At 50.0% G+C, this 12,525-nt stretch carries 12 protein-coding genes and 1 pseudogene; 1 reads left to right on the top strand and 12 read right to left on the bottom strand.

Annotated elements, in window-relative coordinates:
• Window positions 1-157: 157 nt before the first annotated feature.
• From ispG to argH, 11 genes and pseudogenes are all read right to left on the bottom strand, one after another.
• Complete coding sequence (gene ispG, locus HMPREF2954_RS11090) at window positions 158-1,423, bottom strand: flavodoxin-dependent (E)-4-hydroxy-3-methylbut-2-enyl-diphosphate synthase (protein ID WP_009312957.1); 1,266 nt, start codon at window positions 1,421-1,423, stop codon at window positions 158-160.
• Between the two features lie 2 nt (window positions 1,424-1,425).
• Window positions 1,426-2,298, bottom strand: coding sequence for a helix-turn-helix domain-containing protein (locus tag HMPREF2954_RS11085; RefSeq protein ID WP_003778752.1), 873 nt, complete (start codon window positions 2,296-2,298; stop codon window positions 1,426-1,428).
• Window positions 2,299-2,302: 4 nt separating this feature from the next.
• Window positions 2,303-3,058, bottom strand: a complete 756-nt coding sequence (gene pilW / locus HMPREF2954_RS11080) for a type IV pilus biogenesis/stability protein PilW (RefSeq protein WP_003759214.1) — start codon at window positions 3,056-3,058, stop codon at window positions 2,303-2,305.
• A 2-nt stretch (window positions 3,059-3,060) separates the two neighbouring features.
• A complete protein-coding gene (gene rlmN, locus HMPREF2954_RS11075; protein ID WP_009312955.1) occupies window positions 3,061-4,155 on the bottom strand; it encodes a dual-specificity RNA methyltransferase RlmN in 1,095 nt (364 codons plus the stop codon).
• 260 nt (window positions 4,156-4,415) lie between these two features.
• Window positions 4,416-4,841, bottom strand: a complete 426-nt coding sequence (gene ndk, locus HMPREF2954_RS11070; protein WP_045073716.1) for a nucleoside-diphosphate kinase — start codon at window positions 4,839-4,841, stop codon at window positions 4,416-4,418.
• Window positions 4,842-4,959: 118 nt separating this feature from the next.
• Window positions 4,960-6,096 carry a cell division protein ZapE gene (gene zapE / locus HMPREF2954_RS11065; RefSeq protein WP_019271001.1) on the bottom strand — a complete coding sequence of 379 codons (1,137 nt, stop codon included), beginning with the start codon at window positions 6,094-6,096 and terminating at the stop codon, window positions 4,960-4,962.
• A 128-nt stretch (window positions 6,097-6,224) separates the two neighbouring features.
• Window positions 6,225-6,287 (bottom strand): annotated as a pseudogene (locus HMPREF2954_RS13415) (transposase); the annotation flags it as partial.
• 165 nt (window positions 6,288-6,452) lie between these two features.
• On the bottom strand, window positions 6,453-6,767 hold the full coding sequence (locus tag HMPREF2954_RS11060) for an integration host factor subunit beta (protein ID WP_003744632.1): 315 nt from the start codon (window positions 6,765-6,767) through the stop codon (window positions 6,453-6,455).
• Between the two features lie 10 nt (window positions 6,768-6,777).
• Window positions 6,778-8,463, bottom strand: a complete 1,686-nt coding sequence (rpsA, locus tag HMPREF2954_RS11055; RefSeq protein WP_003759201.1) for a 30S ribosomal protein S1 — start codon at window positions 8,461-8,463, stop codon at window positions 6,778-6,780.
• Window positions 8,464-8,618: 155 nt separating this feature from the next.
• On the bottom strand, window positions 8,619-9,278 hold the full coding sequence (cmk, locus tag HMPREF2954_RS11050; protein WP_045073714.1) for a (d)CMP kinase: 660 nt from the start codon (window positions 9,276-9,278) through the stop codon (window positions 8,619-8,621).
• 224 nt (window positions 9,279-9,502) lie between these two features.
• The gene (gene argH, locus HMPREF2954_RS11045; RefSeq protein WP_045073712.1) at window positions 9,503-10,882 is read right to left on the bottom strand and encodes an argininosuccinate lyase; all 1,380 of its coding nucleotides are present in this window, start codon (window positions 10,880-10,882) and stop codon (window positions 9,503-9,505) included.
• Between the two features lie 78 nt (window positions 10,883-10,960).
• Between argH and HMPREF2954_RS11040 the strand changes: the two genes are divergently transcribed.
• A complete protein-coding gene (locus tag HMPREF2954_RS11040) occupies window positions 10,961-12,001 on the top strand; it encodes a sensor histidine kinase (RefSeq protein ID WP_045073711.1) in 1,041 nt (346 codons plus the stop codon).
• Between the two features lie 90 nt (window positions 12,002-12,091).
• Here HMPREF2954_RS11040 and HMPREF2954_RS11035 read toward each other — a convergent pair.
• The coding region (locus HMPREF2954_RS11035) for a glutathione S-transferase family protein (protein WP_070689141.1) at window positions 12,092-12,525 on the bottom strand (434 nt) is incomplete at its 5' end.

Genomic DNA, 12,525 nt, shown 5'->3' with positions numbered 1-12,525 from the left:
GCTGTTGGGGGAAGGGCTTTTTTGCAAAGGTCTCGGGCTGAATATTCCAAGCAACTGGTCTATTTCTCTACCTCTTCCAAATTTTCATTAATAAATATACCGGCAAACCAAAAGGTCGTCTGAATGTTTTTCAGACGACCTTTTATTCTCATGCCTATCAAGCTGACTGTATCGGGATGATACGGTTTTGACTACGTTTTGCACCGCCTTCGCAATAATTGACTTTGACGTATTCTTCGACAATCTCTAAGAATTCGGCTGCGATGTTGTCGCCTTTTAAAGTCACTTTGCGTTCTCCGTCAACATAAACCGGGGCAACAGGGGTCTCGCCGGTTCCGGGCAGGCTGATGCCGATGTCTGCCAGTTTGCTTTCGCCCGGTCCGTTAACGACGCAGCCCATGACGGCAACGTTTAAAGATTCTACACCGGGGTAAAGGGTGCGCCATACGGTCATTTTTTGGCGAAGGTAATTTTGTACGTCTTGGGCAAGCTCTTGGAAGACTGTGCTGGTGGTGCGTCCACAGCCCGGGCAGGCGGTAACCATGGGGGTAAACGAGCGCAGTCCCATGGTTTGTAGAATTTCCTGACCGACGATGACTTCCTGCGTACGCGAACTGCCGGGTTCGGGAGTCAGAGAAATGCGGATGGTGTCGCCGATGCCTTCTTGAAGCAGTACGGCCAAGGCGGCAGTCGAAGCAACAATGCCTTTGCTGCCCATGCCTGCTTCCGTCAAGCCTAAGTGGAGCGGATATTGGCAGCGGCTGCCCAGCTCGCGGTAAACCTGAATCAAATCTTGAACGGAGCTGACCTTGCACGACAAGATGATTTTGTTTTCAGGCAAACCTAATCGGACGGCTTTTTCAGCAGATTCCAACGCCGAAATAATCAAGGCTTCTTTCATGATTTCTTCAGGCGGTTTGGGCGATGAGGACGCCAGATTGGCATCCATCATGCGCTTGGCGAGGCTTTGGTCAAGCGAGCCCCAGTTGACGCCGATACGGACGGCTTTGTCGTTTTCGGCGGCAGTCCGAATCATATAGGCAAATTTTTCATCGCCTTTTGCGCCTTTGCCGACATTGCCGGGGTTGATGCGGTATTTGGACAAGGCTTTGCCGCACTCGGGAAATTCTGCCAACAGACGTTCGCCATTGAAATGGAAGTCGCCAATCAGCGGGGTGGTGTAACCCATGTCGTCCAAACGTTGGCGGATTTCGGCAACTTTGGAGGCGGCTTCCGGGCTGTTGACGGTAATGCGCACCATTTCTGAGCCTGCATCGCTCAATTCTTTGACTTGCAGGGCGGTTGCTTTAGCATCTGCGGTGTCGGTATTGGTCATCGATTGCACGACAACGGGGGCATCCGAACCGACGGTGAGATGATCGATTTGTACTTGATGGGTTTGGCGGCGTTTGGGTGTGTTCATCTTTATTTTTTTCCTGCTACAAAGGAAGCTGATTTTTCACCGGCAACCCGGTATTCTGCCAGATTGATGGTTGTCCCGCCGTAATTGGCTTGTGCGCCTGTGGCAATACCGATCCAGACATTGTAGGGCGCACCGCCTTTAAAACGCCTTTCACTTCCTGCGGGAATGATCCGGCTGAAAATCATGGTACCTTTCTTGTCGGTGATAATCAGATTGCTTCGGTATTGGACTTTAATCCAAAGCTCGTCTGAATCGACTTTGACTTCAGGTGCGGATGCCGCTGCTTCGGATGCGGCGACACTTGAAGCTGCTTTTTCGGCATTGGATATTTCTTGTTTGCCGTTTTCTGCCATATTGGAAACGGCAACATTTTCTTTTTTCAAATCCGGCGTCTGCATACTGTTGCGTACTGCATCGCTGTTTTGCGCGACTTGTTGTTCGTTTTCATGATTGGACTTGCTTTGCCAAACATAAATACCGCCGCCAAGCAGGATGAGCGCCGCCATGCCCAAAACCCATTTGGGAAAACCGACTTTTTCACCATCTTGGTAGTTCAAACCGGCATTTTGTTTGCGATCAACCAGATAGACATGGTCTTCTTCCGGCGCGGAAATGGCTTTCAGACGACCTGTAATGGTTGCTTCATCGATTTTCAACAGGCGGGCATAAGAACGCAGATAGCCCATAACGAAGACCAATCCTGAAAAGAAAGAATAGTCTCCTTTTTCAAGTGCTTCAATTTGTTCGGCAGACAGTTTCAACCGTCGTGCTACTTCGTCAATATCCCAACCTGATTTGTGTCTGAGTTGTCCCAGCTCATCACCCAATGATTTGGCAGCTTGAATGTCGTATTCGTTTTTCTTTTGATTTTCCATGTAGTTACTTACCTGTGGTTACTGCCTGTAATTGTTCCGAGTAGGGGAAGTTTGCCCTTAACTGGGCTTCGTATTCGTAGGCTGCCTGGCTATTGCCCAAAGCGGTCGCCAATTTCCAACCCAGCAGCAAATCATCTGCCTGCAAGACATCGACTTTGCTTTGGTATTGACGGAAATAATAGTCCGCTTCGTTTAAATTGCCTGCCAGCATTTTGGTTCTTGCCAATTCTTTAAACGCAGGCGGGAATTGGGGTTGCGCAGCCAAAGAGCGTTCGAGATAAGCTTCTGCCAGCGAATATTGACCCATCTTCGCGCTGCAAATGCCCTTGTTGAGGTTGGCGATAAACGGAGAAGGATAAGTCGGATCGGCCAGGGCTTTGTCAAAATAACTGATGGACTGGGCAGGATTATTCATCTCGCTGCACAAGAACCAGCCGTAGTTATTGTTGATTTCCGCATTGTCAGGTTTCAAAGATAGGGCTTTTTGGAAGCTTTCCTGCGCCTTTTCGCGCACTTTGAGATATTGATAGATTTGCGCGCGAACCAGCCATGCATCTTCATTGCTGCTGTCCGCTTTCAATGCCTCTTCAATGCTTACCGTTGCTTGACGGTAATCGCCCCCGCGCATGTATTCGATAGCCAACTGGGTTTTGATATTGGCGACCTGTGTCGCACGTTCCGCTCTGCTTGGACCTTTCGGGCCGGCGCATGCGCCCAAAACCAAAGTTAAAATAATGGGTTGCCAAATGTTCAGTTTCATAATCAGCTCTGTTGTTCAACCAAAATCTGCTGCCATTTTTGTTGGCGGCGTGTTTTATCTTGTACTTGTCCGGCCAATTGACCGCAAGCTGCGTCAATATCGTCGCCACGCGTTTTGCGGACGGTTACCACGAATCCTGCCTGCTGCAAAATATCGCGGAAAACGCGGATATTTTCATTGGTAGATCGTTCGTAGCCGGAATTGGGGAAAGGATTGAACGGGATCAGATTGAATTTGCACGGTACGTCTTTTACCAGCTCAATCAGTTCGCGCGCATGTTGCGCCTTATCATTGATTCCGTCCAACATAACATATTCAAAAGTAATGAAATCTCTTGGTGCTTTGACCAAATAGCGTTGGCATGCCGCCATCAACTCTTTCAACGGATATTTTTTATTCAGCGGAACGATTTGATCGCGTACTTCGTCGTTGGAAGCATGAAGGGATACTGCCAGCGCAACCGGCATCGCATCGCGCAGCCTGTCCATTTGCGGCACCATACCCGATGTAGAAACGGTAACGCGGCGGCGGCTTAGGCCGTAGCCATGATCGTCCAGCATGATGCTCAGCGCAGTAACGACATTATCAAAGTTCGCCATCGGCTCGCCCATGCCCATCATGACTACATTGGAAATCACACGTTCGTTTTTCGGCGTAACGCCCATTGCTTTATTTGCCCACCACAGTTGCCCAATGATTTCGGCAGCGGTCAGATTACGGTTGAAACCTTGGCGGCCGGTAGAACAGAAGGTGCATTCCAATGCGCAGCCGACTTGAGAGGAAATACACAACGTACCGCGTTCTGCTTCGGGGATAAACACCGTTTCCACACCGTTGCCCGTTCCTACATCCAACAGCCATTTGCGCGTCCCATCGGTGGATTCTTGCGCCATCATCAGTTTGGGCACATCCACGCTTGCCTGTTCGTTGAGTTTCAGGCGCAGGGATTTTGCCAAATCGGTCATTTCATCGAAACTTTGCGCACCGGCTTGGTGGATCCAGCGCATGACTTGTTTGGCGCGGAACGGTTTTTCGCCCATCTCGGCAAAATGATGGGTCAGTCCGTTTAAATCGTAATTCAGCAGATTGGTTTTCATGTGGTTTATTTCTTGGTAAAGCTTTTAATAAAGGCTGTCTTGATAAATCTTGCAAATCCGGCGGATTAGGACGTTGCATAGTGGGTTTGAACATGTCCTGAATCTTGTTGAGCAAACAGCTTTTATTTCCAAGCTCCTTCTATCATATTTTCAGACGACCCCCATTTGAGAAAGGTCGTCTGAAAACAGATTGAGACAAACAATATCGACAAAACCGTCCAAACGCCCGAACCGGTCGGACGTTCGAACGGCATCTATCGTTAACGCGGGCAGATTTCGCTTTGGCTGAAGAAGTAGGCAATCTCGATTGCTGCGTTTTCCAGACTGTCGGAACCATGTACGGCGTTTACGCTGAGAGATTCGGCAAAATCGGCACGTATCGTACCGGGAGCGGCTTCGGCGGGGTTGGTTGCACCCATCAGTTCACGGTTTTTTGCAACGGCATTTTCACCTTCCAACACCTGAATCATGACAGGGCCGCTGGTCATAAAGGCAACCAAGCTGTCGTAAAAGGGACGCTCTTTATGGACAGCATAAAACTCTTGGGCTTCGCGCACGCTGAGGTGCTTCATTTTGGCGGCGACAATACGCAGTCCGTTTTCTTCAAAACGGCTGTAAATTTTGCCGATTACATTTTTACCTACAGCATCGGGTTTAACGATGGTGATCGTGCGCTCAATAGCCATATTATGTCCTTGTTTTTATTGCGTTGTGCAATAGTCTTAGGTTGAGGAAAATGAACTGCTATTTTATCAAATTTCAGTTTACTTTGGGGAAAGCCACTCTTTTTTCTTCGCCTGAATCTTATTTTTTTAACGTCAGATGCGGTTGCTCCAAATAAACTTCCGATTGCATTTCCACCATACGGCTGGCGGTACGGGTAAATTCTTCGGCGAAATCGCCTTCGACATAAATATCATTTACGCCTACCGCGCTGGTGGCACAGAGTTTTACTCGGAAATCGTACAATACATCAATCAGCCAAGTAAGACGGCGCGCTTCGGCTTTTTCCTGCGGCGTCAGACGTTCCAATCCTGATACGAACACCATTTCATAATGTTCGGCCAAATAGAGGTAATCGGCTTGCGAACGCGGACCAAAACATAAAGCGCGGAAATCGAACCAAATGGCGCGGTCGGATTGGGCTTTGTGCGGAATTTCGCGCCCGTGTATTACGCTGACGCCGGGGTTCAGTTCGGAAATTCCCGCCATTTCTTTAAACAAATCAGCCAATTTCTGCTCGTTTTCTTCATTATTGGGAACGAAGAAAATTTCGGCAGGACGTAAAGTGCGCAGGCGGTAGTCTTCTCCGCCATCAACATTTAAGACGGTCAGGCTGGATTCAATCAGCGCAATAGTCGGCAGAAAACTGCTTCTGTTTTGACCTTGGGGGTAAAGCTCGGACGGGGCGTAGTTAGAAGTTGCCACCAAAACCACACCTTCGCTCAACAAGTTTTCCAGCAGGCGACCCAGAATCATCGCATCTGCAATATCGCTGACGTGAAATTCATCAAAACACAATACGCGGGTCTCTTTGGCAATCTCGGCAGCGACTGCTTTTAAAGGATTGGCTTCGCTTTTCAAGTCTTTCAAACGCTTATGGATTTCCGCCATAAAGGCATGAAAGTGGACACGGCGTTTGCGGCGGTATGGCAAACAGCCGAAAAAAGCGTCCATCAAGAAACTTTTACCACGACCCACGCCGCCATAAAAATACAGACCTTTCGGTACTTGGGGAGAGCGCAGGCTGCGTCCTAGGAAACGATTGCGTTTGCGTTTGAACATCATCAGTTCCGTCCACAAACGATCCAAATATTCAATCGCCCGCGCCTGTGCTTCATCGCGGATGAAATTCGGTTGTTCGGCTGCAGCCTGATACCAAGTCAGCGGGCTGTGGTTTTCAAACGGAGGGGCGACAAACAGTTGACCTCTATCACTCATATCTGACCTTTATTATGTTTTTGGGTTTGACAATTATAGTGGATTAACTTTAAACCATTACGGCGTTGCCTCGCTTTAGCTCAAAGAGAACGATTCTCTAAGGTGCTGAAGCACCAAGTGAATCGGTTCCGTACTATCTGTACTGTCTGCGGCTTCGTCGCTTTGTCCTGATTTAAAGTTAATCCACTATACGTTTTATCAACGGGCAATCATTAAAAGAAACGTATTATAGATGATTTCAGACGACCCTCTATGAATTTTCCATTACAAATTCCACCCAAATTACGAAAACAATAGAAAACCATATTTTCAGACAACAAAAACGCCGCATTTCTGCGGCGTTCGTTTACTCAGGTTTAGTTGGCATTTTCTTGTAAAGCCAAGTCCACACGTTCACGCAATTCCTTACCGGGCTTGAAGTGGGGGACGTGTTTTTCAGGCACTTCCACACGTTCGCCGGTTTTGGGGTTGCGGCCGATACGGGCCGGGCGATGGTTCAAATCGAAGCTGCCGAAACCACGGATTTCAATACGCTGACCGCGAGCCAGCGAGCGGGTCATGGTGTCAACCAAAACCTTTACACTGTATTCGACGTCTTTTGCCAGCAATTGGTTACCGTTTTTCTCGGCAAAAACTTCTGCCAAACGAACCATTAATTCAGACTTCGTCATGTCTGCAACCTTATTCTTGGTCGCCGGACAGTTTGGCTTTCAGCAAGTCGCCGAGGCTGGTAGTACCTGCGCTGGCGGTTGCAGCAGCGTTGACTGAATTCAGGGCTTCGCGGTTTTCTTTAGCGTCTTTAGCTTTAACAGACAGGCGGATGCTGCGGTTTTTGCGGTCGACGGTTACGATAACGGCTTCAACCTCGTCACCTTCTTTCAGTTTGGTGGTCAGGTCTTCAACGCGGTCGGCTGCGAATTCGGAAGCAGGCAGGTAGCCTTCCACTTCGTCAGACAGGGCAACAACGGCACCTTTAGCATCAACAGATTTCACAGAACCTTTAACCAAAGAACCTTTGTCGTTTACGCTGATGAAGTTACCGAAAGGATCGCCTTCCAGTTGTTTGATGCCCAAAGAGATGCGCTCTTTGTCAACGTCGATTGCCAATACAACGGCTTCAACTTCTTCGCCTTTTTTGTATTTGCGTACAGCTTCTTCGCCGGCTTCAGTCCAAGACAGGTCAGACAGGTGAACCAGACCGTCGATACCGCCGGGCAGACCTACGAATACTCCGAAGTCAGTGATGGATTTAACCGCACCGGAGATTTTGTCGCCTTTGTTGTGGTTGGCGGCAAATTCTTCCCAAGGATTGGCTTGGCATTGTTTCATACCCAAAGAGATACGGCGGCGGTCTTCGTCGATTTCCAGAATCATGACTTCGACTTCGTCGCCCAATTGTACGACTTTGCTTGGGTGTACGTTTTTGTTGGTCCAGTCCATTTCTGAAACGTGTACCAAACCTTCGATACCTTGTTCGATTTCAACGAACGCACCGTAGTCGGTCAGGTTGGATACCTTACCGAACAGGCGGGTACCTTGTGGGTAACGACGGGTCAGACCGCTCCAAGGATCTTCGCCCAGTTGTTTCATACCCAGAGAAACGCGTTGTTTGTCTTGGTCGAATTTCAGGACTTTGGCTTCAACTTCTTGACCGACTTCCAGAACTTCGCTCGGGTGTTTCACACGGCGCCATGCCAGGTCGGTGATGTGCAACAGGCCGTCGATGCCGCCCAAGTCAACGAATGCACCGTAGTCGGTGATGTTTTTAACGATACCTTTGATGATAGAGCCTTCTTGCAGGTTTTCCAGCAGGGCTTTGCGCTCTTCACCCAAAGTAGCTTCCAGAACGGCGCGGCGGGAAACCACGACGTTGTTGCGTTTTTTGTCCAGTTTGATGACTTTGAATTCGATTTCTTTGCCTTCAAAGTGGGAAGTGTCTTTAACGGGACGTACGTCAACCAAAGAACCCGGCAAGAATGCGCGGATGCTGTTGATCATAACGGTCAGACCGCCTTTGACTTTGCCATTGATAACGCCGGACAGGATGTCGCCGTTTTCCATCGCTTCTTCCAAAGCGATCCAGTCGGCAGCACGTTTGGCTTTTTCGCGGGACAGTTTGGTTTCACCGAAGCCGTTTTCAACGGATTCGATGGTAACGGTAACGAAATCGCCAACTTTAACTTCAATCTCGCCCTGAGCGTTTTTGAATTCAGCAACGTCAATCAGAGATTCTGATTTCAGACCTGCATTAACGGTAACGAAGTTTTGATCGATTGCCACGACTTCGGCAGTAATCACCTCACCCGGGTTCATTTCTTGCAGGGTAAAGCTTTCTTCAAGCAACTGGGCAAAATTTTCCATAGTCATATATACTCTTTTCGGTACACCGCCAAGGGGTGCGGGGTAGGTTGGAGGATGCCTGCCGCCCTTGGCACGGCAGGCTTTGAAAATAAATATTTCAGACGACCTTCGGATGCTCCAAAGGTCGTCTGAAACAAAACGCAGGGATTATACCCTAAATTTCAAACTTTATGATACCAATCAAGCACTTTTTTTACAGCTTCTTCGATACTCAGCCCGCTCGTATCCAAAAGTTCCGCATCGGGAAGCTGCTTTAAGGGCGCGACGCTGCGGCGGCGGTCCGCTTCGTCGCGTGCCTCGATGTCCGACAAAATCCGTTCAAATTCCAAGCCTTCGCATGGAATGCCGATTTGTTTGGCGCGGCGTTCCGCCCGTATTTTCGCACCTGCGGTCAGAAAAACCTTTAACGCCGCATCGGGGAAAACAACCGAACCCATATCGCGCCCGTCGGCGACCAAACCTTTTTCCGTCAGAAAATCACGCTGCCGCTGCAAAAGCGCGGCACGCACTTTCGGCAACTGCGCCACTGCAGAAGCGCCCATGCCGATTGCTTCGCTGCGGATTTGTCCCGAAACGTCTTCATCATCCAAAAAAACCTGCGTGCCTTCAAAGCGGGCGGGCAGATTTTCCGCCAACGCGGCAACCGCCACTTCATCGTTCCATTCCACATCCCGTTTCTTTGCATACAGTGCGGTCAGGCGGTATAACGCGCCTGAGTCCAGATAATCGAACCCTAAAGCCTGAGCGACGCGGGAAGCGACCGTCCCTTTTCCCGATGCGCTGGGCCCGTCTATGGCGATGACTTTTTGTTTGGTATTCATATTTTGGCTTTCTGAAATAATGTAGGAGGCCGTCTGAAAACAGATGCACCGAAAATATCTTATTTTTCGAATATGCGGGCAATGGTTAAAGTTCTACGACGACCCGGAATTTTACGGGGATAATGTTAAAAAGCAAATCTGACTATTCATCAGTTACTTCACCAGAAAAGGTCGTTTGAAAGCCCTATTTTCGGTTTTCAGACGACCTTTCTATCCATTTCTCTTTAAGCCAACAATTCCCGCCAGCGTTTCACTTGGAAGCGCACTTGCTCCGGCGCGGTTCCGCCCAAGTGGTTGCGCGCGTTCAGACTGCCTTCGGGTGTCAGTACGCCGTACACGTCGTCTGAAATCAGATCGCTGAAGCCTTGCAGAACTTCGAGCGGCAGTTCGCTCAAATCAACCCCCGCTTGGTCGGCGTGGCGCACGGCTTGGGCGACGACTTCGTGGCTGTCGCGGAAAGGCATGCCTTTTTTCACCAAGTAATCCGCCAAATCGGTGGCGGTGGCGAAGCCCTGCATCACGGCGGCGCGCATATTGTCGGGTTTGACGGTCACGCCGCGCATCATATCGGCGTAAATCCGCAGGGTGTCGATGAGCGTATCGGCGGTGTCAAACAGCGGTTCTTTGTCTTCCTGATTGTCTTTGTTGTACGCTAAGGGCTGAGATTTCATCAGGGTAATCAAGCCGATAAGGTGTCCGATGACACGGCCGGATTTGCCGCGCACGAGTTCGGGCACGTCGGGATTTTTCTTCTGCGGCATGATGGACGAACCCGTACAGAAACGGTCGGCGATGTCGATAAAGCCGAAACGCGGACTCATCCACAAAATCAATTCTTCAGACAGGCGGCTCAAGTGAACCATAATCAGCGAGGCGGCAGCGGTGAACTCAATGGCAAAATCGCGGTCGGATACGGCATCGAGCGAGTTTTGGCAGATTTGTTCGAAACCCAGCAATTCGGCGGTGATTTCGCGCTGAATCGGATAGGTCGTACCGGCAAGGGCAGCAGCGCCGAGCGGCATACGGTTGACGCGTTTGCGACAGTCTGCCATGCGTTCGAAATCGCGTCCGAGCATTTCGACGTAGGCGAGCATGTGGTGTCCGAAGCTGACGGGCTGGGCGACTTGCAGATGGGTAAAACCGGGCATGACGGTTTCGGCGTTTTGTTCAGCCAAATCGACCAAAGCCGTTTGCAGGCTTCGAATCAGGTCTTGAATAACGGTAATCTGATCACGCAGCCAAAGGCGGATGTCGGTAGCGACTTGGTCGTTGCGGCTGCGGCCGGTGTGCAGGCGTTTGCCCGCGTCACCGATTTTGTCGGTAAGGCGACGTTCGATGTTCATGTGGACATCTTCCAAATCCAGCGACCAAGAAATAGTACCGTCCTTGATTTCTGCTATAATCTCCGCCATTCCCTGACGGATCGCCGCCAAATCTTCTTCACTCAAAACGCCTGATTGAACAAGCATTTGCGCGTGCGCCAGCGAACCCTGAATGTCCCACTCGGCAAGCCGTTTGTCGAAATCGATCGAACCGGTGTATTTTTTTACCAGTTCGGAAACAGGCTCGTTGAAACGGCCAGACCAGGTTTTGTCCTTACTCATGGTTTCATCCTCAGATAAAATAACAGAGCCGCAAAGGCTCGTATAAACGCATTAAAAGAAAACGGTTGGAAATATTTTATGTCTATTATACGTCAAATCAACAATACATTCGCCGCCCCGGACCTGCGCAATTCCGCGACGGTCATGCGCCTTTTGATTATTGTCTTGGGCAGTCTGTTTTTTCTGCCCTTAATCAGCGATTCCTCACTCTCCTATTCCGCAGAAATTTACCATCACTCCAAATGGATTTTCCCCGTACTTTTGGGTATTTTGATCAAAGCCTATTTTGTCAATATATTCGTACCTTCCATCAAAGAAGCACCCTACGGCGTCATCATTACCTATCTTTTGAACCTGTCGATATTTGTGATTGTTGACTTTGTCGTTTTAAAAACGAATGGCAGATCGCTGTCGCAACATTTTTTCCTGTTCAACCTGTTCCTGCTCGGGCTGATGTATTACGAAGCTTCGCGCCGGAACGGCCTTGCGCCTTCGATTTCCGAAGCCCGCCTCAGCGCGCTGACCGCCCGCATCCGCCCGCATTTCCTGTTCAACAGCCTCAATGCCGCCATCAGCCTCATCCGCCTGCGCCCGTATGACGCAGAAACCCTGCTGGAGAACCTCGCCAACCTCTTCCGCGCCCAACTGCGCGACGGCAGCCAAAGCAGTACCTTAGGACAAGAAATCGAATGGGCTCGCGAATACATCGCCATCGAACAAATCCGCATGGGTCATATGCGCGTGCAGGTGATGTGGCAGCACCAAGCGCCCGATGACGCGGAAACGCCGCACCTCCTGCTCCAACCCCTTTTGGAAAACGCGGTCTTCCACGGCGTCGAATCGACCCACCGTCCCGGTATGATTACCGTGTTTACCAAGCTCAACAAATCATCCATCTACATCCGCATTGAAAACCCGTACACCCCATCCGAAAGCAGCGAAAACGCCAAACCGCACAAAGGCAACTCAATGGCATTGCACAACCTCAAAGAACGCCTGACGCTGATGTACGACAACGACGCCAAAATCCAAAGCCGCCAACTCGACGGCATTTTCCGTGTCGACATCCGCCTGCCCTACCGCAAAAAAACGTCCGATGTGAACAGGCTGTTCGGTTGAGAAAACATCATCGAATATGACAACAAAGGTCGTCTGAAAACCCGATTGAAAAGGGTTTTCAGACGACCTTTTTGTTTTAATAGCCTTGATTTATTCCGCAGGCGGCATTTGGGCAACGGTTTCATGCGCCCATGCCATGGTTTCGGCAAAGGCGGGACGGGCGAGATGTTTGGCGGCATAGCGTTGCAATACGTCGGTTTCATCGGCAGGCAATACTTTAAAGTTTTGCGTTAAGAGCAGAATCAGCCCGGAATAGTACAGATCCAGCGCGGTAAAGCTGTTGCCGATAATGTAGTCGCGGTTTTTCAAGTGTTCGCGCAAGGTGTTCCATGCGGTATCAAAATCGCCGTAACCGATTTGGCGGCGGCGCTCGGGCGTATCGACAGGCAGGTTGTGCAGTTTGTTGAAGGCCGCGTATTCGAGGTGCAGCGACAGGCACATCCAGCGGTAGTATTCGCCGCGTTCCAATGTGTCTGCGGCAGGGATGAGATGTTTGTCGGGGAACTGTTCCGCCAAAAAGGTAA

The organism is Neisseria sp. HMSC067H09 (assembly GCF_001814135.1).
Classification (GTDB): Bacteria; Pseudomonadota; Gammaproteobacteria; order Burkholderiales; family Neisseriaceae; genus Neisseria.
Note: the sequence above shows the minus strand (reverse complement) of the source record. Positions and strands in the feature narration are given on the sequence as shown.

Coding starts and splice junctions, on each gene's coding strand:
- ispG (WP_009312957.1), bottom strand. CDS start 1,423: ATGAACACACCCAAACGCCGCCAAACCCATCAAGTACAAATCGATCAT.
- HMPREF2954_RS11085 (WP_003778752.1), bottom strand. CDS start 2,298: ATGGAAAATCAAAAGAAAAACGAATACGACATTCAAGCTGCCAAATCA.
- pilW (WP_003759214.1), bottom strand. CDS start 3,058: ATGAAACTGAACATTTGGCAACCCATTATTTTAACTTTGGTTTTGGGC.
- rlmN (WP_009312955.1), bottom strand. CDS start 4,155: ATGAAAACCAATCTGCTGAATTACGATTTAAACGGACTGACCCATCAT.
- ndk (WP_045073716.1), bottom strand. CDS start 4,841: ATGGCTATTGAGCGCACGATCACCATCGTTAAACCCGATGCTGTAGGT.
- zapE (WP_019271001.1), bottom strand. CDS start 6,096: ATGAGTGATAGAGGTCAACTGTTTGTCGCCCCTCCGTTTGAAAACCAC.
- HMPREF2954_RS11060 (WP_003744632.1), bottom strand. CDS start 6,767: ATGACGAAGTCTGAATTAATGGTTCGTTTGGCAGAAGTTTTTGCCGAG.
- rpsA (WP_003759201.1), bottom strand. CDS start 8,463: ATGACTATGGAAAATTTTGCCCAGTTGCTTGAAGAAAGCTTTACCCTG.
- cmk (WP_045073714.1), bottom strand. CDS start 9,278: ATGAATACCAAACAAAAAGTCATCGCCATAGACGGGCCCAGCGCATCG.
- argH (WP_045073712.1), bottom strand. CDS start 10,882: ATGAGTAAGGACAAAACCTGGTCTGGCCGTTTCAACGAGCCTGTTTCC.
- HMPREF2954_RS11040 (WP_045073711.1), top strand. CDS start 10,961: ATGTCTATTATACGTCAAATCAACAATACATTCGCCGCCCCGGACCTG.